This is a genomic window from Sedimentitalea sp. (assembly GCF_039973035.1).
Lineage (GTDB): Bacteria > Pseudomonadota > Alphaproteobacteria > Rhodobacterales > Rhodobacteraceae > Sedimentitalea.
In genome coordinates, this window is the sequence record NZ_JBDWLR010000044.1 from 28602 (window position 1) to 49703 (window position 21102).

At 59.6% G+C, this 21102-nt stretch carries 21 protein-coding genes; 13 read left to right on the top strand and 8 right to left on the bottom strand.

What is annotated here, in order from left to right:
* Window positions 1-41 precede the first annotated feature (41 nt).
* Both ABJO75_RS11595 and ABJO75_RS11600 read right to left on the bottom strand, forming a co-directional pair.
* The gene (locus ABJO75_RS11595) at window positions 42-1601 is read right to left on the bottom strand and encodes an alkaline phosphatase D family protein (RefSeq protein ID WP_348128251.1); all 1560 of its coding nucleotides are present in this window, start codon (window positions 1599-1601) and stop codon (window positions 42-44) included.
* A 114-nt stretch (window positions 1602-1715) separates the two neighbouring features.
* A complete protein-coding gene (locus tag ABJO75_RS11600) occupies window positions 1716-2582 on the bottom strand; it encodes a branched-chain amino acid aminotransferase (RefSeq protein WP_348128253.1) in 867 nt (288 codons plus the stop codon).
* A 157-nt stretch (window positions 2583-2739) separates the two neighbouring features.
* On the opposite strand from ABJO75_RS11600, the gene ABJO75_RS11605 reads away from it, so the two are divergent.
* The 6 genes from ABJO75_RS11605 to dxs are packed head-to-tail and all read left to right on the top strand — an operon-like array spanning window position 2740 to window position 7988.
* Entirely contained in the window at window positions 2740-3249 is a 510-nt protein-coding gene (locus ABJO75_RS11605; RefSeq protein WP_348128256.1) for a MarR family transcriptional regulator, read from the top strand.
* Window positions 3249-3950: a response regulator gene (locus ABJO75_RS11610; protein WP_348128259.1), complete on the top strand. Its 702-nt coding sequence runs from the start codon at window positions 3249-3251 to the stop codon at window positions 3948-3950. Before ABJO75_RS11605 ends, ABJO75_RS11610 begins: the two co-directional genes overlap by 1 nt.
* 53 nt (window positions 3951-4003) lie before the next feature.
* The gene (locus ABJO75_RS11615; RefSeq protein ID WP_348128262.1) at window positions 4004-4930 is read left to right on the top strand and encodes a histone deacetylase family protein; all 927 of its coding nucleotides are present in this window, start codon (window positions 4004-4006) and stop codon (window positions 4928-4930) included.
* Window positions 4927-5169 carry an exodeoxyribonuclease VII small subunit gene (locus ABJO75_RS11620; RefSeq protein ID WP_348128265.1) on the top strand — a complete coding sequence of 81 codons (243 nt, stop codon included), beginning with the start codon at window positions 4927-4929 and terminating at the stop codon, window positions 5167-5169. The genes ABJO75_RS11615 and ABJO75_RS11620 overlap by 4 nt, the downstream gene beginning before the upstream one ends.
* Window positions 5170-6036 carry a polyprenyl synthetase family protein gene (locus tag ABJO75_RS11625; RefSeq protein ID WP_348128268.1) on the top strand — a complete coding sequence of 289 codons (867 nt, stop codon included), beginning with the start codon at window positions 5170-5172 and terminating at the stop codon, window positions 6034-6036.
* A gap of 23 nt (window positions 6037-6059) precedes the next feature.
* Window positions 6060-7988, top strand: a complete 1929-nt coding sequence (gene dxs, locus ABJO75_RS11630) for a 1-deoxy-D-xylulose-5-phosphate synthase (protein WP_348128270.1) — start codon at window positions 6060-6062, stop codon at window positions 7986-7988.
* Here the strand turns inward: dxs and ABJO75_RS11635 are convergent, their stop codons facing one another.
* The gene (locus ABJO75_RS11635) at window positions 7989-8831 is read right to left on the bottom strand and encodes an SDR family oxidoreductase (RefSeq protein WP_348128272.1); all 843 of its coding nucleotides are present in this window, start codon (window positions 8829-8831) and stop codon (window positions 7989-7991) included.
* An 87-nt stretch (window positions 8832-8918) separates the two neighbouring features.
* Here ABJO75_RS11635 and ABJO75_RS11640 point away from each other — a divergent pair, with 87 nt between their 5' ends.
* Window positions 8919-9551 (top strand): class I SAM-dependent methyltransferase, encoded by a 633-nt coding sequence (locus ABJO75_RS11640; RefSeq protein ID WP_348128274.1) that lies wholly within the window; start codon window positions 8919-8921, stop codon window positions 9549-9551.
* Window positions 9552-9561: 10 nt separating this feature from the next.
* On the opposite strand, the gene ABJO75_RS11645 is transcribed toward ABJO75_RS11640, so the two are convergent.
* The 4 genes from ABJO75_RS11645 to ABJO75_RS11660 all read right to left on the bottom strand — a co-directional run bounded on the left by ABJO75_RS11645 (window position 9562) and on the right by ABJO75_RS11660 (window position 14587).
* Window positions 9562-10347, bottom strand: coding sequence for a carnitinyl-CoA dehydratase (locus ABJO75_RS11645; RefSeq protein WP_348128277.1), 786 nt, complete (start codon window positions 10345-10347; stop codon window positions 9562-9564).
* Window positions 10344-12365 carry an acetate--CoA ligase family protein gene (locus ABJO75_RS11650; RefSeq protein ID WP_348128280.1) on the bottom strand — a complete coding sequence of 674 codons (2022 nt, stop codon included), beginning with the start codon at window positions 12363-12365 and terminating at the stop codon, window positions 10344-10346. The genes ABJO75_RS11645 and ABJO75_RS11650 overlap by 4 nt, the downstream gene beginning before the upstream one ends.
* 250 nt (window positions 12366-12615) lie before the next feature.
* Window positions 12616-13776: an acyl-CoA dehydrogenase family protein gene (locus ABJO75_RS11655; RefSeq protein ID WP_348128283.1), complete on the bottom strand. Its 1161-nt coding sequence runs from the start codon at window positions 13774-13776 to the stop codon at window positions 12616-12618.
* 55 nt (window positions 13777-13831) lie between these two features.
* Entirely contained in the window at window positions 13832-14587 is a 756-nt protein-coding gene (locus ABJO75_RS11660) for a class II aldolase and adducin N-terminal domain-containing protein (RefSeq protein ID WP_348128286.1), read from the bottom strand.
* 103 nt (window positions 14588-14690) lie between these two features.
* Between ABJO75_RS11660 and ABJO75_RS11665 the strand changes: the two genes are divergently transcribed.
* Window positions 14691-15584 (top strand): LysR substrate-binding domain-containing protein, encoded by an 894-nt coding sequence (locus tag ABJO75_RS11665; RefSeq protein ID WP_348128289.1) that lies wholly within the window; start codon window positions 14691-14693, stop codon window positions 15582-15584.
* On the opposite strand, the gene ABJO75_RS11670 is transcribed toward ABJO75_RS11665, so the two are convergent.
* Window positions 15554-15973: a glyoxalase gene (locus ABJO75_RS11670; protein ID WP_348128291.1), complete on the bottom strand. Its 420-nt coding sequence runs from the start codon at window positions 15971-15973 to the stop codon at window positions 15554-15556. The genes ABJO75_RS11665 and ABJO75_RS11670 overlap by 31 nt on opposite strands.
* Before the next feature lie 102 nt (window positions 15974-16075).
* On the opposite strand from ABJO75_RS11670, the gene ABJO75_RS11675 reads away from it, so the two are divergent.
* The 5 genes from ABJO75_RS11675 (at window position 16076) to ABJO75_RS11695 (ending at window position 21099) form a co-directional block, all read left to right on the top strand.
* Complete coding sequence (locus tag ABJO75_RS11675) at window positions 16076-17878, top strand: adenine deaminase (protein ID WP_348128294.1); 1803 nt, start codon at window positions 16076-16078, stop codon at window positions 17876-17878.
* Entirely contained in the window at window positions 17875-19338 is a 1464-nt protein-coding gene (locus tag ABJO75_RS11680; protein ID WP_348128297.1) for an AMP nucleosidase, read from the top strand. Before ABJO75_RS11675 ends, ABJO75_RS11680 begins: the two co-directional genes overlap by 4 nt.
* A 143-nt stretch (window positions 19339-19481) precedes the next feature.
* Window positions 19482-19769, top strand: coding sequence for an HU family DNA-binding protein (locus tag ABJO75_RS11685; protein ID WP_348128299.1), 288 nt, complete (start codon window positions 19482-19484; stop codon window positions 19767-19769).
* Window positions 19770-19849: 80 nt separating this feature from the next.
* The gene (locus ABJO75_RS11690) at window positions 19850-20212 is read left to right on the top strand and encodes a VOC family protein (RefSeq protein WP_348128301.1); all 363 of its coding nucleotides are present in this window, start codon (window positions 19850-19852) and stop codon (window positions 20210-20212) included.
* Between the two features lie 2 nt (window positions 20213-20214).
* On the top strand, window positions 20215-21099 hold the full coding sequence (locus tag ABJO75_RS11695; protein WP_348128304.1) for a DMT family transporter: 885 nt from the start codon (window positions 20215-20217) through the stop codon (window positions 21097-21099).
* Window positions 21100-21102 lie beyond the last annotated feature (3 nt).

A 21102-nucleotide genomic window follows, 5' to 3' on the forward strand; every position in this document is an offset into this window, starting at 1 on the left:
CCGGACAGATACCGGGGCCCGTTTTCTGTTCTACAGTGTGATCAGATCGCCGCTTGCATGGGGTCCAGCGTCACTGACCACAGTTCGGTATCCGCCCGGTCCATCAGGCGAACGGTCATCTGCTGGGTGGCACCATCGATATCGACGAGGCCAAAGAATTGCAGACCGGCGCTCGGCGGTAGGTTGACGCCTTGCTCTTCGGTCGGTGCCTTGACGAACTTGAGTTCCGGCCCAAAAGTTCCGTCCAGCGCGTTTGGCCCGAATGTACCAGCATGAAGCGGGCCCGACACAAATTCCCAGAATGGTTCGAAGTCCTGAAACTGCGCCTTGTTCGGGTCATAGTAATGCGCGGCGGTATAGTGCACATCGGCGGTGAACCAGACGGTGTTGGTGATATTCGCCGTCTTGATAAAGCGCAGCAGTTCCGCAATCTCCATCTCGCGACCCTTGGCGGCGCCGTCATCGGCATTTGCGACGGCCTCGAACTTGGCGTCGCCGTCGCGCACGACCAGACCGATGGGCATATCCGAGGCGATGACCTTCCAGGTCGCCTGCGACTGGGCCAGCTCACGCTTGAGCCAGGCCATTTGTTCCTGACCGAGGATGCGGGTCGCGTCGGACTCGCTTTCCTGAACGTTCTCGCTGTTGGCGCCGCGATAGCTGCGCAGGTCAAGGAAGAAAACGTCGAGCATCGGGCCATAACCGATCTTGCGATATACGCGACCCGGTTCTTGTGGGGTAAAGCGGATGGGCGACATTTCGTGGAACGCCTGCGCGGCCCGCGATTGCAGCAAGGCGACGGACTTTTCGGTATAGCGATCATCTGCGGTCAGGTCCTTGGAAGCGGACCAGTTGTTGACCACCTCGTGATCATCCCATTGGTAGTAGGTCGGGACGATGGCGTTCATTTCACACACATGGTCGTCCATCATGTTGTATTTCCACTGACCACGGAATTCGTCGAGCGTTTCCGCAACTTTGCGTTTTTCGTCGATCAGCACTGTGTTTTTCCAGATGCTGCCATCGGCGAGGGCAACTTCATCCTCCATGGCGCCGTCCGCATAGATCGTATCGCCTGAATGGATGAAGAAATCGGGTTGATGTCGTGCCATGGTGGCGTAGGTCGCCATACCGTCCGCATCAATGCCCCAACCCTGACCCGCGGTATCGCCCGACCAGACAAACCGCACATCGCGCCGTGCCGCAGGGGCTGTGCGAAAGCGGCCAATGATCGGCTCGCTGACGGAATTCATGTCCTGCAGGTCGGCGGCGACAAAGCGGTAAAAGATATCTTGGTCAGAGGGCAGGCCTTCGACCAGCCTTTTGACCGCCAGATCGCTCGACGGAACCGCGTCGAGTGGTGCCAGGTGGCGTGTATCTGCAAAGCTCTCGGTTGTCGAAACCTCCATCATGACGCGGGCGGGGCGATCTGTGCGTGTCCAGATCATGCCGCCGGAGAGATCGACATCGCCGGATTGAACACCGTGGGTAAAGATGGGGCGCGAGGATGCGCGGCTGATCGCGGGCATTGCCAGCGAAGCGGCAAAGGCGGTTCCGCCTGCCAGAACGGCGCGGCGTGATGGTTTGTAAAGACGTGTCATGGCTGCAATCCTAAATTGGCTAGATAGCGCGAATAGGATTGCAGCCATGTAAGAGGCGTTCGGCAGTATCGTAAATTATTCGCGACAATTGTCGCTAGGACGACTGCCGGTCGGTCAGCTGCGGACCAGTTTTTCGTAGTCTTCCGCGATTTGGCGGGTCAGCGCGCCGACTTCAAAGGTGTAGTCGCCGATTTGACCCACCGGTGTGACCTCGGCGGCGGTGCCGGTCAGCCAGCATTGCTCGAACCCTTCCAGCTCTTCGGGCATGATATGACGTTCGTGCACAGGGATCTGCCGCTCCTTGAGCATCTCGATTACCGTTTGCCGGGTCAGACCGTTCAAAAAGCAGTCAGGGTCGGGCGTGTGCACCTCGCCATCCTTGACGAAGAAGATATTGGCCCCGGTCGCTTCGGCCACATAGCCGCGATAGTCCATGAACAGCGCGTCCGAGCAGCCTTTGGCCTCGGCTTCATGCTTGGAAATCGTGCAGATCATGTAGAGACCGGCGGCCTTGGCGTGAACCGGGATGGTTTCCGGGCTCGGACGTTTCCATCTGGAGATGTCGAGCTTGGCTCCTTTCATCTTGGCGTCGCCATAATAGGCACCCCATTCCCAAGCGGCGATGGCCATCCGCACCGGGTTGCGCGCCGATGCGACACCCATGTCTTCGCCGGCCCCGCGCCAGGCGATCGCACGCACATAGGCATCCTTGAGCCCGCTGGCGGTCAGTACTTCTTGCTTGGCGGCTTCTATCTCATCAACGGTGTAGGGGATCTCGAACCCCACCATTTCAGCCGATTTCTTCAGGCGTTCGGAATGTTCGCGGGATTTGAAAATGGTGCCGTTGTAGCAGCGTTCCCCTTCAAAAACCGACGACGCATAGTGCAGCGCATGGGTCAGAATATGTACGTTCGCACCCCGCCAGTCTACCAGCTTACCATCCATCCAGATCTGGCCATCACGATCATCATAACCTGACATTGCGCATCCTCCTGTACATTGGGCGCTTTCCATTTGTTGCGCAATTATGTCCGCATCGGACATTATATTACGCTAAAATCGCGATTCGATACCTCTTCGCACTTGGAATGTCAACAAGGCTGACGTATGCTCAAATAAATTAGGGAAGAGGCACATCATGTCTGACGGACGTGCAGCGCAGGTTTACAGCGGCGAAAGCTTGCTGTTCCTGACGGATGAGCAGCTGAGACAGGGGATCGAGGCGATGTTCTTCGCCTATCGCGGTTTTACTGCCGACCCTGACCGCATTCTTGGCGAAATGGCCTATGGTCGCGCCCATCATCGCGCGGTTCACTTTATCAACCGCGCGCCGGGGACAACGGTCAACAACCTGTTGGCCATTCTGGGTGTTACCAAGCAATCTCTGAACCGGGTGCTTCGGACGCTGATTTCGGATGGGCTGGTGGAAAGCCGGGTTGGCACTAGCGACAAGCGCGAACGCCATCTTTTCCTGACCGAAACCGGGCTGCAACTGGAACAACAGCTGAGCGATGCCCAGCGGGCCAGAATGCGATCAGCCTTTCGCGATGCGGGTCCCGAGGCGGTCGCTGGGTTCAAACAGGTGCTTGAGGCAATGATGGATACGGACATGCGCCGTGCTTATGTCAAACTGAGGGATGGTGCGTAATGGCTGAACTGGACGCACATCTGCTGATTGTTGATGACGATGAACGTATCCGGGACCTGTTGCGCAAATTCCTGATGCGGCATGGGTTTCTGGTTACGGCTGCGCGCGATGCAGCACATGCCCGCCGTATCCTTGGCGGGCTGGATTTTGACCTGATCGTCATGGATGTGATGATGCCGGGCGAAGACGGGGTGACGCTGACCCGCAGCTTGCGCGAAACACTGGCAACACCGATCCTGTTGCTGACGGCGCGAGGGGAAACAGAAAGCCGGATTGCGGGCCTTGAGGCAGGTGCAGACGACTATCTGGCAAAACCGTTCGAGCCCAAGGAATTGTTGTTGCGCATCAATGCGATCCTGCGGCGGATGCCGGAAACGCCTGCGGGCGATACGGTGCCAAAGATCCTGCATCTTGGACCGATCCGCTACGATATCGAACGGGGCGAAATGTGGCAGGGTGACGATCTGGTGCGTCTGACTGCAACCGAAAGCCAGTTGATGAAAATCTTTTCATCCTGCCCCGGCGAACCGGTAAGTCGCAACAAGCTGGTCGAAGATTTGGGCCGTGACAGAGGGCAGGCACAAGAGCGGGCAGTTGATGTTCAGATCACGCGGTTGCGCCGCAAGATCGAAACCGACCCCAAGCAGCCCCGCTATCTGCAAACCGTACGGGGCGCGGGATATATGCTCGCGCCCGACTAGGTTACGCCCGAGCGCCAATCGGATCTGAACAAAACGCAAAGAAGGGATCAGCGATGAAAACTGCGATGCTGACACATGCTGACTGTCTGACACATGTGACGCCCGAGGGGCATCCTGAACGGGTCGCAAGACTGGAGCACGTTCTTCACACGCTAGAGCCGCTGGATGTGAACAGGGTCACGGCCCCGATGGCCGCAGATGACGACATTCTGCGCATTCACCCGCCCAGCTATCTTGGGGAATTGCGTCGCGCGCTTCCTGCCGAAGGCCAGGTGGCGCTTGACGGCGATACATGGATGTCGCCCGGATCACTGAACGCGGCCTTTCGCGGGGCCGGTGCGGCGGTACGCGCGGTCGATATGGTTCTCGGTGGAGAGGCACCGAATGCCTTTGCCGCGGTACGCCCCCCCGGGCACCACGCGGAAACGGATACGCCGATGGGGTTCTGCCTGTTTGGAAACGCGGCCCTGGCGGCGAAACATGCGCTGGATCACCACGGGTTAAGCCGCGTGGCGGTAGTTGATTTCGACGTGCATCACGGCAACGGCACCCAAGACCTCTTGTGGGATGAAAAGCGGGCTTTGCTGATCACCAGCCAACAGATTCCGCTGTTTCCGGGCACTGGTCGCGCCGATGAAACCGGGGCTTATGACACCATCCTGAATATCCCGCTGCCACCCGGTTCGGATGGCGCGTTGATGCGACAGGAGTATCAGGACAAGGCGTTCCCACGCCTACGAGCGTTCAAGCCGGAACTGATCATCATCTCGGCAGGGTTTGACGCCCACGCAGATGATCCGCTGGCCAATCTCGAATGGCAGACCCAGGACTTCGCCTGGATCACTGCCGAGCTTTGCGTATTGGCGGATGAACTTTGTGATGGCCGGGTGGTCTCGACACTGGAGGGCGGATATGATTTGCACGCGCTGTCCGCGTCGGTGCTGGCGCATGTGCAGGAACTGATGAAGGCCGCGAAATGACCGATACCCCCGTTGCAGAGATGAGTTTTGAGCAGGCGATGAAAGAGCTTGAGTCGGTGGTTGACCGGTTGGAGCACGGAGACGTGCCACTGGACGATTCGATCACGCTCTATGAACGGGGCGCGGCGCTGAAAAAACGCTGCGAAGAAGAATTGAAACGGGCCGAAGAAAAAGTTGCCGCGATCAAGTTGGATAGTGACGGCAACCCGACAGGCACAGCCCCGGTCGACCCCCAATAGATGTTTCCGCAACGACTGGCGGAGGCCGCTGAGCGGATCCAGACTCATTTCGATGACGTGCTTAGTGCGTTTGAACCGGTTCCGGTGGTTCAGGCGATGGGCTATGCCACGCAAGGCGGCAAACGGCTGCGCGGTTTTCTGGTGCTTGAGTCCGCGCGTCTGCATGGCATAGCGGCGGACCGCGCGATCTGGTCTGCGACCGCAATAGAGGCATTGCACGCCTACTCGCTGGTACATGATGATTTGCCCTGCATGGACGATGACGACCTGCGACGTGGCCGACCGACTGTGCATGTCAAATGGGACGAGGGCGTTGCCGTTCTGGCAGGCGATGCGTTGCAAACCCTTGCCTTTGAATTGGTTAGCCGCCCAGAGAACGGACAGGCAGAGATACGCGCCGAGTTGACCCTTTCTCTGGCGCGGGCCAGCGGCGCACAGGGGATGGTTCTGGGCCAGGCGCTCGACATCGCCGCAGAAGCCGCAACCGTGCCGTTGAGCCTTGATCAGATTACCGCTTTGCAGGCGGGCAAGACCGGTGCGTTGATCGAATGGTCGGCCTGTGCCGGTGCGCGATTGGCGGAGGCCGACCCTAAACCGTTGCGTCGATATGCCAGCGCGCTTGGACTTGCTTTTCAGATTGCCGACGACATCTTGGATGTAGAGGGCGACGCAGAGAAGGCGGGCAAGCGCTTGCAGAAGGACGCGGGTGCAAACAAGGCGACCTTCGTGTCTTTGCTGGGGCTTGATGGCGCCAAGATGCGTGCGACTGAACTGGTCGCGCAGGCCTGCGCTGCTCTGGACCCTTATGGACGCGAGGCTGACACATTGCGCGCGGCGGCCCGTTTCGTTATTGCGCGGGACAGTTGAAACAGCCCCGTATGGAGGCGCAGATGGCCGATCGACCAAATACGCCCTTGCTGGACGGTGTGACCCGGCCTGCAGACATGAAACAGTTCAGCGATGCGGAGCTGACCCGGCTTGCCGATGAACTGCGCGCCGAAACCATTTCGGCCGTCTCTGTTACCGGTGGCCATCTGGGCGCTGGGCTTGGGGTTGTGGAACTCACGGTCGCCCTGCACGCGGTCTTTGATACGCCGCGTGACAAGATCATCTGGGATGTGGGTCATCAATGCTATCCGCACAAGATCCTGACAGAGCGGCGCGAGCGCATTCGCACCCTTCGGATGAAAGATGGCCTGAGCGGTTTCACTAAACGCAGCGAGTCTCCTTACGACCCGTTCGGTGCGGCGCATTCCAGTACGTCGATCAGCGCGGCACTTGGTTTTGCTGTGGCGCGCGATCTGGGCGGCGTTACACCCGAGGGCCTGGGCGACGCCATTGCCGTGATCGGTGACGGCGCGATGAGCGCGGGCATGGCGTTTGAGGCCATGAACAACGCGGGCCACCTGAACAAGCGTTTGATCGTGATCCTGAATGACAACGAGATGAGTATCGCGCCCCCGGTGGGCGCTTTGTCGTCGTACCTGTCGCGCCTGTATGCCGAAGAACCGTTTCAGGAACTAAAGGCTGCGGCCAAGGGCGCGGTGTCTCTGTTGCCGGAACCGTTTCGCGAGGGGGCAAAGCGGGCCAAGGATGTTCTCAAGGGTATGGCGGTTGGCGGCACACTGTTTGAGCAACTCGGGTTCTCGTATGTCGGGCCGATTGACGGGCACGATATGGACCAACTCTTGCCGGTTCTGCGCACCGTCAAGGCACGGGCGCGCGGCCCGATCCTGATCCATGTGCTGACGCGGAAGGGCAAAGGTTATGGACCGGCCGAGACCGCACAGGACAAGGGCCACGCGACTGCCAAGTTCGATGTGGTCACGGGTGAGCAGAAAAAGGCCCCTTCAAATGCGCCAAGCTATACCAGCGTGTTTGGCAAGACATTGACTGCGTTGGCCAAGGCAGATGACAAGATCACAGCCGTAACTGCCGCGATGCCCGATGGCACCGGGCTGAACCTGTTTGCCGAACGCTTTCCCAGCCGGTGTTTTGATGTCGGCATCGCCGAACAGCATGGCGTGACGTTCGCGGCGGGGCTTGCTGCGGGTGGGATGAAACCGTTTTGCGCAATCTATTCGACGTTCTTGCAGCGCGGGTACGATCAGGTCGTGCATGATGTTGCGATCCAACGGCTGCCGGTTCGGTTTGCGGTCGACAGGGCGGGGCTGGTTGGGGCCGACGGCGCGACCCACGCGGGCAGTTATGACATCGCGTTTCTTGCGAACCTGCCGGGCTTTACCGTGATGGCAGCGGCAGATGAGGCCGAGTTGATGCATATGGTGGCAACCGCTGCGGCGCATGACGACGGGCCGATTGCCTTTCGGTTTCCCCGTGGCGAAGGGGTCGGAGTGGAATTGCCCGAACAAGGCGTGCCGCTTGAAATCGGCAAAGGCCGGATGATTCAAGAGGGCAAGCGGGTGGCAATCCTGTCCTTTGGCGCGCATTTGGCAGAGGTTCAGGCCGCCGCAGAGGCGCTGGCCGCAAGGGGGATCAAACCCACCATCGCCGATGCGCGATTTGCCAAACCTCTGGATCGCGATCTGATCCTGTCATTGGCGAACGAACACGAGGCGCTGATCACCATCGAGGAAGGCGCAGTCGGCGGTTTTGGCAGTCACGTTGCGCAATTGCTCGCCGACGAAGGCGTGTTTGATACCGGCCTGAAATTCCGGTCGATGGTCTTGCCGGATACGTTCATTGATCAGGCCAGCCCCTCGGATATGTACAAGGTCGCTGGCATGAGTGCCGCGCAGATCGAGGCCAAGGTGCTGGATGTGCTTGGCGTGGCAACGCTAGGCGAGCAACGGGCCTGATCAACCCTTGTGCAGGGCCTCCAGCCCGACGCGATAGTTCGGATAGCGCAACTGCACGCCAAGTTCGCGCTTGATCCGGTCGTTTCGCACCCGCTTGTTCTCGCTGTAAAAGCTGCGGGCCATCGCGGTCATCTCGGCCTCGTCAAAAGGTACCGCCGGGGGCAAGGGCAGTCCTTGCAGCTCTGCGGCATAGGCGATGACGTCCTGCGGCGGCACCGGTTCATCATCGCAGACGTTATAGATCGCGCCAGGATCGGGCCGCGCCATAGAGGCTGCCAGTACTTCTGCGATATCGTCCACATGGATGCGCGAAAACACCTGTCCGGGTTTGATGACCCGACGCAGGCTTCCGCGTTTCAGCTTGGAAAACGGGCCGCGTCCGGGCCCATATATCCCGGCAAGACGAAAAATATGCAGGGGAAGGCCGGGAATGGCGGCCCACTGCTGCTCGGCCTGAACCCGCAGGTTTCCGCGTTTTGAGGCGGGCGTGGCAGGCGTTGTTTCATCCACCCAATCGCCCTGATGATCGCCGTAAACTGCGGTTGTGGAAAGATATCCGACCCATTTGAACTGTTCCGCGCGCCGCGCGATTTCGTCGCTCAACTCGCGTAGAACCGGATCACCATCGTCGTTCGGCGCAGTTGAGATCAACATATGGGTCACGCCGTCCAGTGGCTGCGTTTCACCCGGCCAACGCACTGCTTCGGCCCCGGCTTCGCGTATGGTTTCCAATTGTTCAGGATCGCGCGTCGTGCCAATGACCCGCCAGCCCAGCGGGACCAGCCGTTGCGACAACGCCCGCGCGGTATAGCCGTGGCCCATGGATAGAAGTGTACCTGTCATCAGCCTTTGATGATACGCGGCCCTCTCGGATGCAAGTGTCTCAAGGACGCACTTGATTCGAATCTCGCTTGCGCCTTTCATGCAATGATGAGCGATGATGCACCCGATCTCAAAACCGCCTACGCGCTAAATACGCCACAGGACTCAAAGCGGCTCTATGCCGAATGGGCGGGCGACTATGATCAGTCCTTTGCCGCACGCGAAGACTATCAGCTGCATATTCACACAGCGCGCGCCTTTGTGGCGGCGGGCGGGCAGGGTCCGGTTCTGGATGTCGGCGCGGGCACCGGGTTGTGTGGCGCGGTTCTGGCCGATCTGGGCGTCGGTCCGATTGATGCAACGGATATCAGCGGCGAAATGCTCGATCAGGCGATGCGCAAGGACGTTTACCGGGATGCCATCATCGCGGATCTCAATCTGGGAATACCCGTTCCGCGCGAGAGCTATTCCGGCATCGTGTCCTCGGGCACGTTCACGACTGGGCATGTGGGCCCGAATGCCATTGATGCCCTGTTGCGCGTTGCACGGCACGGCGCGCAGTTTGCGCTGTCCATCAATGCCAAACACTATGCGTCCGCAGGTTTTGAGGCAAAGCTGGACCACCTTGCCAGGAAACGCATTCAGGATCTGACGCTCAACGAAACGCGAATCTACGGCGATATGGCCGTAGGTGAGCACCGCGACGATCTCGCGCTGATTGCGCTGTTTGAAAAGACCTGAGCAGCGGGCGTTAGCGCCCCTTCCAGACCGGATCGCGCTTTTCGGCAAAGGCGCGCGCGCCTTCCAACTGATCCTCGGATGAATAAAGGACATCCACCGATTGCAGTTGCCGGTTGGTGATCCGGTTCATCGCATCCTGAAACTTGGAATCTTCGGCATCCCGTACGACTTCCTTGATTGCCGCATAGACCAAAGGTGGGCCGCTTGCGATCAGTTGTGCCAGCTCCAGCGCACGATCCATCAGGCTGTCAGCAGGCAAGACCTCGTTTACCAGCCCCCACCGATGGGCCTCATCCGCATCAAACCACCGCCCGGTAAGCAACAGTTCCATCGCGATGTGATAGGGGATGCGCTTGGGCAGTTTGACGCTCGCCGCATCGGCAACGGTGCCTGATCGGATTTCCGGCAGCGCAAAGGTCGCGTGGTCTGCCGCCAGGATCATGTCGGCACTCAGGGCCAGTTCCAGCCCGCCGCCACAGGCAATGCCGTTGACCGCCGCGATGACCGGTTTGTTCATTCCGCGCAATTCCTGCAGGCCACCGAACCCGCCGACGCCGTAATCGCCATCAACCGCATCCCCGTCTGCGGCCGCCTTCAAATCCCAGCCGGGGCAAAAGAACTTGTCCCCCGCAGCGGTCAGAACTGCGACCCTCAGGTCAGGATCATCCCGAAAATCGCGAAAGACCTCGCCCATGATGCGGCTGGTCGCAAGGTCGATGGCGTTTGCCTTTGGCCGATCCAAAGTGACGAGCAGAACGGCTCCGTCGCGTTCGGTGGTGATGGGGGATGTTGTCATGTCTTGGCCTTTCGGATCAGTGCGTCCACTGCAACTGCCCGGGTAGGGGTGCAGATCAGCGGGTTGATTTCTACTTCGCCAACGGTATCCGCGTTGGCAACCACATAGTCTTGTACCGCCAGGACCGCGCGCAGGATCGCGCCCATATCGGCGGCGGGCCTGCCGCGATAACCCGTCAGCAGCGGCTTGCATTTGAGCTGCGTCAGGGCCTTTGCGATCTGCGCCTCCGACACCGGCAGCAACAGCGATACCGTATCCCGCAGCAGTTCCGTCAGAATACCCCCTGCACCTAGCGTCAGCACATAACCATGCGCCTCATCCCGCGTCACGCCGACCAGCAATTCGGCCACACCGTCAGTGACCATCTCTTCGATCAGAAAAGAGTCCGTGCCGATCTCTTGCGCCGCCTGTTTCAACTGGTGCGGCGTCAGCCCGAGGCGAACAGCCCCATGTTCCGATTTGTGCGCCAACCCGACGCCTTTCAGGGCAAAGGGCGGACAAAGGTCCTCTGCTGCGCCCACCAGGCCATCGGTGCTGTGGACCGTTCGAAACCCTGGAACAGCCAGGCCATGTACCTTTAGCGCTGCCTTGGCGCCCGCTTCGGTTAGCACACTGTCAGCCATGGCGCTGCCGGGCATCAACACGGGCGTCGCATCAGGCGCAGAAATCCGCGAGGCAGCTTCGGCAGCAGCCAGAGCTTCGGCCAATCCTGACATCGGAACAATGCCATGCGCCATCAAATGTTCTGCGACGGCCAAGGGCATCAACTCGGGCAGGCTCGCGACAACAGCAAATGGGGCACCCGTGTCGGATCGCACCGCAATCGCCGCTTCTGTCGCACAGGTCCAGTCATCGGCATTTGTGTGCGGATAATCCACGATGCTCAGCGTCAGGCCGACGTCGCTCCCCGTCATCGCCGACCAGGCCTGCGCCATCGTGATCTGATCCAGCCAGATATAGGTGTGATAATCCAGAGGATTGGCCAAGGCGACCATCGGCCCTAACGCAGATTTCAAGTCTTTTTGTTGCGTGGCCGTGAGCGGTGGAAAGATCACGTCACGCTCGGTGGCCATATCCGCGATCAGGCTGGCCTCCCCGCCCGAACAACTGATCGACGCGATCCGGTTTGAGACAAGTGGCCCCACGCAGTGCAACAGTTTCAGCGTTTCCATGAAATCCGGCACCGCGTTCACACGCGCGATGCCCAGCCGATCCAGCAACGCCTGCGCACCGGCGTCACTCCCCGCAAGCGACGCCGTATGCGAAATCGTCGCGCGCTGTGCCTGCCCGGATTTACCGACCTTAAGCGCCACCAGAGGTACGCCACGCTCGTGCGCCTTTTGCGCCAAGGCCTCCCAGTCGCGCAGGTTGCCGAACCCCTCTATATGCAACCCGATCGCAGTCACGCGTGGATCGTCCAGCAGGGCCGCCGCGATTTCGGCCTGACGTGTCTGCGCCATGTTTCCGCAGGTGACCATATAGGCAATCGGCAAGGCCCGTTGCTGCATGGTCATGTTGATCGCGATGTTCGAGGATTGCGTCAGGATTGCAACGCCCCGGTCAACCGGCTGCATCCCGTGCTGATCCGGCCAGACTGCGGTTCTGTCCAAAGCGTTGACAAAGCCATAGCAATTGGGGCCAAGTACCGGCATGTCGCCCGCCGCTGCAACCAATTGCGCCTGCAAACTCGCGCCGTTTGCATCTTCGGTTGTCGCTTCGGTAAACCCCGAAGCAAAACAGACCGCGCCGCCGCTGCCCAATTGGGACAACTCCGAAACAATGTCGATAGTGGCGTGCCGGTTCACGCCAACAAAGGCCGCATCGATCGAAACAGGACAGTCCGCGAGGCTCGGGACCGCGCGCAGCCCCGCAATCTCCTTGCCGTCAGGATGAACCGGCACAATCGTCCCATCAAAACCAATCCGCCGCGCCGCATCGATGATGGATGCACACCAAGTGCCACCACCGACGACGGCAATGTTCCGCGGGGCCAGCATTCGGGCCAGATCGCGCGCCATTATTCTGACCCGGCTCCACGCGCGTTGGGCGCATCGTTTATAGAAAACGAATTATTAACCCTTCGCGGCAAAGCTGAATGAGCGGTACAGGCGGGGGCGCCGATGGCCGTGCAAGGAAAAGAGAGAACGTTCTCTTTGAGGGGGGTGAGCAAGCGGTCGCTCCCCCTTTTTCTTGCTGAATACACCCCGGGGAGCGCGAGGGGCTGGCCCCTCGCATCGGTCGGATGGGCACAGCCCATTCGAAACGCGGTCACGCGCCCATGGCCCGCAACAGATCACGGCTGATGATATGGCGCTGAATCTCGCTGGTTCCGTCCCATATCCGCTCCACACGTGCATCGCGCCAGAACCGCTCGAGCGGGTAATCATCCATCAGCCCCATGCCTCCGTGGATCTGGATCGCAGTGTCGGTCACCCGTGCCAGCATTTCGCTCGCATAAAGCTTGGCACTCGCAATCTCGCGGTTGGCGGGCAAGTCCCTGTCCAGCCGATCTGCCACAGCCAGCGTCAGCAGATCTGCGGCGTCAATCTCGGTGATCATGTCAGCAATCTGAAACGATACGCCCTGAAACTTGCCGATCTTTTGCCCGAACTGTTCCCGCGTCGCCGCATAGTCTAGAGCATAGTCAAACACCCGCCGTGCCCGACCCACAGACATCGTGGCCACGGTGATGCGCGTGGCATAAAGCCAAGTGTTCATCACTTCGAACCCGCCGTCGACCTCGCCCAGAACCTGCGCATTGGGCAAACGGCAGTCGTCGAACTCAAGGATCATGTTCTTGTAGCCGCGATGGGACACGGATTTGTATCCGTCCCGAATGGTAAACCCGGGCGTGCCCCGGTCGACAAGAAACGCGGTGATCCGCTTTTTTGGTCCCTTTGGGGTCTGATCCTCACCCGTGGCGATGAAGACGATGACGAAATCGGCGTGATCAGCCCCCGATATGAAGTGCTTCGTGCCGTTCACCACCCAGTCGCCGCCGTCCCGCACGGCGGCGCATTTCATGCCGCGCACGTCCGATCCTGCGCCCGGTTCAGTCATCGCCAGCGCATCCATGCGCTCGCCGCGCACGGCGGGCATCAGATAGCGTTCGATCTGCTCGCCTTCACAGGCCATCAGGATATTCTGCGGGCGGCCAAAAAAGTGGTTGAGCGCCATTGATCCGCGCCCAAGCTCACGTTCCACCAGCGCGAATTCCATATGGTTCAGCCCGGCACACCCAACGCTTTCAGGAAAGTTGCAGGCATAAAACCCCAATTCTCGCGTCTTGCGCTTGATCTCCTGCGCGATCTCGTCGGGGACCTCGCCGGTACGTTCCACCAGATCTTCATGCGGATAGATCTCGTTCTCGACAAAGGAGCGCACTGTCGAGGCGATCATCTCCTGTTCTTCGTTCAACCCGTATTGCATCTTGATCCGCTTGTTCTCTGTTGAGTGGATGTTGTTCTGACGCTTCGATTAGCCGTCAGTTGGCATAGTTCGAACCCTCGTCGTCCAGAATGGCCTTGAGTTCGTCCAGATGCCTGTCGGCCTGCTCTGGATATTCTTCCAACTCGCGCGCGGTCTTTTCGGCGATGTCATCTGGCAGAACCCGCAGCGGCTGCCCGGTCTGAAGCGCGCGGATATAGGTTTCGGCGGCGCGTTCAAAGAAATACATCCGGTTGAAGGTATCCGCGACCGTATCCCCGATGACCATGACACCGTGGTTGCCCATGATCATCACCTTGCATTTCGGATCAGTCAGCAACGCGGCACAGCGCTCGCCTTCATCCTCAAACGCCAGACCGCCATAGCCGTCATCAATAACGTAACGATTGAAAAACGTGGCGCAGTTCTGGTCAATCGGCAGCAACCGACTGTCTGCAAGGCTTGCCAGAACGGTGGCGTGGATCGAGTGCACATGCATCGCACAGCGTGCATGGGGACAGTGCCGATGAATGCCGCCATGCAGCCCCCAAGCCGTCGGATCAGGCGCGTCGGGGCCGTTCAGCGTATCCGGGTCGTTTGCATCCAGTTCCAGCAGATCGCTCGCTGTTATGCGGCTGAAATGCACCTGATTGCGGTTCATCAGGAACTTGGTGCCTTCCTCATTGGTCGCCATGGAAAAGTGGTTGGACACGCCTTCATGCATGTTCAGGCGCGCGGTCCAGCGAAAGGCAGCAGCCAGATCAACCCGCTCCTGCCAATGATCCATGTTCGGTCGCAATGTGGTGACGGTCATTTTATGTCCTCCGGTTGGTTCAAGTTCTGCCTGTGATGATACGGTAAATCGAACGAAAAAATCGACCCTTTCGCATTAGTTTAACTTATGGCAAGATTATGCAATGCAAGCTCCTCTGCCACCACTCGGTTGGCTGCGCACCTTCGAGGCGGCCGCCCGCAACCTGTCGTTTACCGGTGCCGCGCGCGATCTCAACATGACGCAAAGCGCGGTCAGTCAGCAGATCAAGTCGCTGGAAGCCTATCTGGGGCGCCCGCTGTTTCATCGTAGGCCCCGTGCGCTGGAGCTGACAGAAAGCGGGTTGACCTATCTCCCAGTGGTGCGTGATGCGTTTCGGACACTGGTGCGCGGCACTCGGGCCATCACCGGAACCGATCAGGACGTGGTGCAGGTTCAGTCCAACCTGACATTTGCCGTGCATTGGCTGGCCCCACGGCTCGCCCGGTTTCGCGCGGCGCATCCCGAAGTGCGGCTGAACCTCTCGACCGAACTCTGGGAACCCCGCGCCATGACCGAAGGGGTTGATGTCGAAATCCGCTTTTCCCTGCGTCCGGCGGATTCGATCCGCGCAGAGCAGCTGCGCTCTGATCACTACTATCCGGTCTGCGCGCCGGGCTATCCGGTCACGCTCGCCGATCTGGCGATGCAGCCGCTGTATGATTGTTCAAACCTGTTGTGCAACTGGGCGGCCTGGGCCGAAGATCAGAACCTGCCGTGGCCTGATCCTCCAGTGACCTACGCCACCACATTCACCCTGTCCCTGTCTGTCGCGCTGGCAGGAGGCGGGCTGGCGCTGGCCCATGACGCAATTGCCGGAGGGTTGATTCAAACCGGCCACCTCGTTGCGCCGTTTGAACATCGCGCGCCGATGCAAGAGGCCTACTATCTCATATTGTCGCCACAGGCGGAGCATTCTCCCGGCACCGTTGCCTTTGCCTCGTGGCTCAGGACCGAGATGGCCGCCGATCAGAGTGGTCTGCTTGGCACCCACGCATAGCCGTTGTCGCAAAGAATATAGGCCTCGCGCAGCCCATGCGGTTTATCTGTGGGGGCTTGCAGAACCACATGTCCGGTCTTTTCTGCACGTTCGGCGGCCTGGTCCGGGTCGGTTGCATACAACCGTATCTCGACCCCGGCACCTCGCGGTGGGTTCTCGGGCAAGAGGCCAAGCAGCGGGTTCGCGTGATAGGTGCCATCGCTGTGCAGCTGAAACACTTGCGAGCCATAGGTGACGATGGCAAAATCTGCGCTGACCTGATGGGATTGCATGTCAAACACGGTATTCAGGAATTGGCATTGCGCCACGACATCACGCACCAAAATGTTCAGCCCGATCCCCGTCAGGCTCTGCCCGAAATCCTCGGCTGATACGTTTTCATAATCCATGCGGTCCAGCCTTTCGCAATTTCTGCCGTCTGGCAAGCGGGCGAGTGCCTGTTACGCAAGCTCAGGGGTTGCGCCCACCATGGCAATCAGGACAATTGCGCCATGACAGAGACCACATTTCCTACATGGCCCGATGTTGCCCCTGACCTGATCGCCGTTGCCGCTGGCCGCGCGCATGCTGATACGGTTATCCGCGGCGGTATTTGGGTCAATGTGCACAGCCGCGAGACCTTGCCAAACCATGACATCGCGATTGTACGCGGTCGCATCGCCTATGTCGGGCCGGATGCGTCCTATTGTACGGGCCCCGATACGCAGGTGATCGAGGCCGAAGGGCGTTACATGATCCCGGGGCTCTGCGATGCCCATATGCATATCGAGAGCGGCATGCTGACCCCGGCAGAATTTTCCCGCGCGGTCATTCCCCACGGCACCACCAGCATGTTCACCGACCCGCATGAGATCGCCAACGTGCTGGGACTGGCCGGTGTGCGGATGATGCATGACGAGGCGCTGATGCAGCCCGTCAACATTTTTACCCAAATGCCGTCCTGCGCGCCCTCGGCGCCGGGTCTGGAAACCACAGGCCACGAGATTTCGCCAGAGGATGTTGCCGAGGCGATGAACTGGCCCGGCATCATCGGGCTGGGCGAGATGATGAACTTTCCCGGCGTTGCCAATGCTGACCCCAAGATGCTGGCCGAGATCGCCGCGACACAACGTGTGGGCAAGACCGTTGGCGGGCACTATGCCTCGCCCGATCTGGGGCCTGATTTCGCCGCCTATGTCGCGGGTGGCCCGGCGGATGATCACGAAGGCACCTGCGAAGCCGATGCGATTGCCCGTGTGCGGCAGGGGATGCGGTCGATGATGCGGCTGGGCAGCGCGTGGTACGATGTAGAGAGCCAGATCACCGCGATCACGGAAAAAGGTCTCGACCCGCGCAATTTCATCCTGTGCACCGACGACTGCCATTCGGGGACGCTGGTGAACGAAGGCCACATGAACCGGGTGGTGCGTCACGCCATTGCCTGCGGGTGTGATCCGCTGATCGCCTTGCAAATGGCGACGCTGAATACGGCAACCCATTTCGGGCTTGAGCGTGAGATCGGATCAATCACTCCGGGCCGTCGCGCCGATGTTGTTCTGACGACGGATTTGGCCACACTGCCCATCGACCTTGTGATCGCGCGCGGCCAGATTGTCGCGCGGGATGGCGAGTGCCTGGTCGACTGTCCGCATTATGATTGGCCGGGTGCGGCGCGCAATACGGTGCATCTGGGTCACGCCCTGACTGACACGGATTTCGAGATCGCAGCCCCCGAAGGTGCCAATCTCGCCCGCGCGAACGTGATCGGCGTCGTCGAAAACCAGGCCCCGACCAAGGCGCTGCAGGTCGATCTGCCGGTGCGTGACGGGCTGGTCGAGGGCGAAGGCGAGGTCTGTCAGATCGCATTGGTCGAACGCCATCGCGCCACTGGTGGCGTCGTGAACGGGTTTGTTTCTGGCTTTGGCTATGGCGGGCGTATGGCAATGGCGTCGACAGTCGCGCACGACAGCCACCACATGATCGTTGTCGGAACCGATCGGGACCAGATGGCGCTTGCCGCCAACCGGCTGGCCGAGGTCGGCGGCGGCATCACGGTGTTTCGCAATGATGCGGAACTGGCCCTCGTCAAGCTCTCTATCGCCGGTCTGATGTCCGACAGCCCCGCGCAACAGGTGGCGCAGGATGCCGAACGCATGATGCAGGCGATGCGCGACTGTGGTTGTGATCTGAATAATGCCTACATGCAGCATTCGTTGCTGGCTTTGGTGGTGATACCCGAGTTGCGTATTTCGGATTTGGGTCTGGTCGACGTTCGTAAATTTGAGAAGATAGACGTTTTAGAGACACCGACATGAACGAAACCCAAAGTCCCGACCCCCTCGCCCCGCAAGACTTTACCGATGCCAAAGAGGCCGTGGCGCGGCTGTGCGCTTTATACACGCAGGCGACCGAATTTCTGACCCAGCGGTTCCGCGAGGCGATGCAGAATGGCGCACCGGATCACCGCATCCGCGCCTTTTATCCTGAGGTTCGGATCACCACATCCAGCTATGCGCAGGTCGATACAAGGCTCAGTTTCGGCCATATCGCTGCGCCCGGCACTTATGCGACGACGATAACGCGACCGGATTTGTTCAGCCATTATCTCATCCAACAGATCGGTCTGTTGATCCGCAATCACAACCTGCCAGTTACGATCGGCGTGTCCGACACACCAATCCCGGTTCACTTTGCAGTGGCTCAGGACCCCAACCTGACGGTCCCGCAGCAAGGCGCGGCGGACTTCATCCTGCGCGATGTCTTTGATGTGCCTGATCTTGCGACCACCAATGACGACATCGTCAACGGCACCCATATCGCGCCAAACGGCACCGGACCCCTGTCGCTCTTTACGGCGCAGCGCATCGATTACTCGCTGGCCCGCCTGTCGCACTATACCGCGACAAATCCAGAGCATTTCCAGAACCATGTTCTGTTCACCAACTATCAGATTTACGTGTCCGAGTTTGAGGCTTATGCCCGCACGCAACTCGCGGATCCGGAAAGCGGGTATTGCAGCTTTGTCTCGACCCACAACATAGAGATCACCACGCCGGATGCCCCGATCGAGCAGCCGTTGAAGTTGCCGCAGATGCCGACGTATCACCTGAAACGGTCCGATGGGTCAGGCATAACGCTGGTCAATATCGGTGTTGGTCCGTCCAATGCGAAAACCGCTACCGACCATATCGCGGTGTTGCGGCCGCATGCTTGGCTCATGGTTGGCCATTGCGCCGGATTGCGCAACAGTCAGGCACTTGGTGATTTCGTGCTGGCCCATGCTTATCTGCGCGAAGATCACGTGCTGGATGACGACCTGCCTGTGTGGACGCCGATCCCCGCGCTTGCGGAAATTCAGATCGCGCTGGAACAGGCGGTTGCCGACGTCACGGAACTCGACGGGTTCGACCTCAAGCGGATCATGCGTACAGGTACGGTTGCGACCATCGACAACCGGAACTGGGAACTGCGCGATCAATCGGGTCCGGTCCAGCGTCTCAGCCAGAGCAGGTCAATCGCGCTGGATATGGAAAGCGCGACCATTGCGGCGAACGGATATCGGTTCCGGGTGCCCTATGGCACGCTCTTGTGTGTGTCCGACAAGCCCCTGCATGGCGAACTGAAGCTGCCCGGCATGGCGTCAGATTTCTATAATACACAGGTTTCACGCCATCTGAGCATCGGAATCCGCGCGATGGAATCCTTGCGAAACATGCCGCTTGAGCGGTTGCACAGCAGGAAATTGCGGTCCTTTGACGAGACTGCCTTCCTCTGACCCCACAAAATCGGCCTAAAACAGCTAAAAACAGCACATTTGGGCTTGCCAGCACCCACTATTCGTTGTGTTCATACACCATATACCGTTAAACAAACGGCATGAGGCCCAAGAGTTCGGGCAGACGAAGGAGAGCAAGAACAATGTCAAAACCAATGACCAAAACACAACTCGTCGCCGCACTGGCCGAGGATATGGACACAGACAAGAAATCCGCTGGCGCTGCACTGGACGCAATCACCGGTCTGATCACCCGCGAAGTGTCGGGCGGTGGTGCCGTGACTCTGCCGGGCGTTGGCAAAATCTATTGCCGCGAACGCCCCGAGCGCATGGTTCGCAACCCTGCGACCGGCGAGCAGTTCAAGAAAGAGGCGGACAAGGTCGTCAAGATGACCATCGCCAAGGCGCTCAAGGACAGCGTGAACGGCTGATCTTGCGCCACACTGAATAATGCGAAAGGGTCGCCCCGAGGCGGCCCTTTTTCGTTGGTCGCGGCTGGGAGGGGCGCACAATGGCACAGGCGACTGGAATCGGCGGTGTGTTTCTGCGGGCGGGCGATGCAGAGGCGCTGTCCTCGTGGTACCGGACCCATCTGGGCATTGATCTCTCACAAGGTGCCTGGATGCAATCGGCGGGCCCGACCGTCTTTGCTCCGTTCCCGCGCGACTCGACCTATTTCGAACAGGACAGACAGGTCATGCTGAATTTCAGGGTCGATGACCTTGACGGGCTGATTGCTCAGCTTGTTGCCGCCGACATCGCCGTTGAAACCCGGGCTGAATGGGATTCGGAAATTGGCCGCTTTGCCCGCATTCATGATCCCGAGGGCAACCCGATTGAGCTGTGGGAACCGGCCGGGCCGGCGGTAGGCTAAAGATGGATTTCCGTTCTGTCCTGATGGGCCTTGCCTTTGCGTTCATGTGGTCTTCAGCCTTTACGTCCGCGCGGATCATCGTCGCAGATGCGTCGCCTCTGTTTTCTCTGGCAATGCGGTTTCTGTTGTCGGGCCTCATCGGGATCGCGATCGCCCGGATGATGGGTCAGCCGTTTCGTCTAACGCCCAAGCAATGGTACGCTACGATCCTGTTTGGAGTGTGTCAGAACGCGCTCTATCTCGGCCTCAACTTTGTTGCGATGCAGACCATTCAGGCCAGCGTCGCGGCGATCATCGCCTCGGCCATGCCGCTGCTTCTGGCGATTGCCAGTTGGCTGTTGTTGGGTGAGAAGATGCGGCCACTGGGCATTTTTGGCCTGTTCGCCGGGATCGCTGGCGTCGCGTTGATCATGGGGTCCCGCATCACGGCTGGCATCGATCTATATGGCCTGATGTTATGCGCGATTGGCGTCCTCGCGCTGACCTTTGCAACGCTCTCGGTACGTGGTGCCACATCCGGTGGCAATTTCATGATGGTCGTCGGGTTGCAGATGCTGGTTGGGGCGGTCTGCCTGCTCGCGGCTTCGCTGGCGTTTGAAACCATTCACGTCAACCTGACGACACCGCTGATTTTTGCGTTCTTTTACGCCACGCTGATTCCGGGGCTTGCCGCCACGCTGATATGGTTCATGCTGCTTGATCGGATTGGCCCGGTGCGCGCGGCGACCTTTCACTTTCTCAACCCGGTTTTTGGTGTGGCGATTGCGGCGTTCCTGTTGGGCGAAACGCTTGGCCCGCTGGACCTTGTTGGTGTTTTGATTGTGACGCTGGCGATTTTCGCGGTGCAGATATCCAGACAACCACCACGCCGCCCGCCAGCAAGCTGACGG

Bases quoted from the DNA above. Each gene is read 5' to 3' on its own strand.
- ABJO75_RS11605 (WP_348128256.1), top strand. From the start codon at position 2,740: ATGTCTGACGGACGTGCAGCGCAGGTTTACAGCGGCGAAAGCTTGCTG.
- ABJO75_RS11655 (WP_348128283.1), bottom strand. From the start codon at position 13,776: ATGCAATACGGGTTGAACGAAGAACAGGAGATGATCGCCTCGACAGTG.
- ABJO75_RS11670 (WP_348128291.1), bottom strand. From the start codon at position 15,973: ATGGATTATGAAAACGTATCAGCCGAGGATTTCGGGCAGAGCCTGACG.
- ABJO75_RS11665 (WP_348128289.1), top strand. From the start codon at position 14,691: ATGCAAGCTCCTCTGCCACCACTCGGTTGGCTGCGCACCTTCGAGGCG.
- ABJO75_RS11640 (WP_348128274.1), top strand. From the start codon at position 8,919: ATGAGCGATGATGCACCCGATCTCAAAACCGCCTACGCGCTAAATACG.
- ABJO75_RS11635 (WP_348128272.1), bottom strand. From the start codon at position 8,831: ATGACAGGTACACTTCTATCCATGGGCCACGGCTATACCGCGCGGGCG.
- ABJO75_RS11645 (WP_348128277.1), bottom strand. From the start codon at position 10,347: ATGACAACATCCCCCATCACCACCGAACGCGACGGAGCCGTTCTGCTC.
- ABJO75_RS11650 (WP_348128280.1), bottom strand. From the start codon at position 12,365: ATGGCGCGCGATCTGGCCCGAATGCTGGCCCCGCGGAACATTGCCGTC.
- ABJO75_RS11690 (WP_348128301.1), top strand. From the start codon at position 19,850: ATGGCACAGGCGACTGGAATCGGCGGTGTGTTTCTGCGGGCGGGCGAT.
- ABJO75_RS11660 (WP_348128286.1), bottom strand. From the start codon at position 14,587: ATGACCGTCACCACATTGCGACCGAACATGGATCATTGGCAGGAGCGG.
- dxs (WP_348128270.1), top strand. From the start codon at position 6,060: ATGGCCGATCGACCAAATACGCCCTTGCTGGACGGTGTGACCCGGCCT.
- ABJO75_RS11620 (WP_348128265.1), top strand. From the start codon at position 4,927: ATGACCGATACCCCCGTTGCAGAGATGAGTTTTGAGCAGGCGATGAAA.
- ABJO75_RS11595 (WP_348128251.1), bottom strand. From the start codon at position 1,601: ATGACACGTCTTTACAAACCATCACGCCGCGCCGTTCTGGCAGGCGGA.
- ABJO75_RS11610 (WP_348128259.1), top strand. From the start codon at position 3,249: ATGGCTGAACTGGACGCACATCTGCTGATTGTTGATGACGATGAACGT.
- ABJO75_RS11685 (WP_348128299.1), top strand. From the start codon at position 19,482: ATGTCAAAACCAATGACCAAAACACAACTCGTCGCCGCACTGGCCGAG.
- ABJO75_RS11695 (WP_348128304.1), top strand. From the start codon at position 20,215: ATGGATTTCCGTTCTGTCCTGATGGGCCTTGCCTTTGCGTTCATGTGG.
- ABJO75_RS11600 (WP_348128253.1), bottom strand. From the start codon at position 2,582: ATGTCAGGTTATGATGATCGTGATGGCCAGATCTGGATGGATGGTAAG.
- ABJO75_RS11625 (WP_348128268.1), top strand. From the start codon at position 5,170: ATGTTTCCGCAACGACTGGCGGAGGCCGCTGAGCGGATCCAGACTCAT.
- ABJO75_RS11615 (WP_348128262.1), top strand. From the start codon at position 4,004: ATGAAAACTGCGATGCTGACACATGCTGACTGTCTGACACATGTGACG.
- ABJO75_RS11675 (WP_348128294.1), top strand. From the start codon at position 16,076: ATGACAGAGACCACATTTCCTACATGGCCCGATGTTGCCCCTGACCTG.
- ABJO75_RS11680 (WP_348128297.1), top strand. From the start codon at position 17,875: ATGAACGAAACCCAAAGTCCCGACCCCCTCGCCCCGCAAGACTTTACC.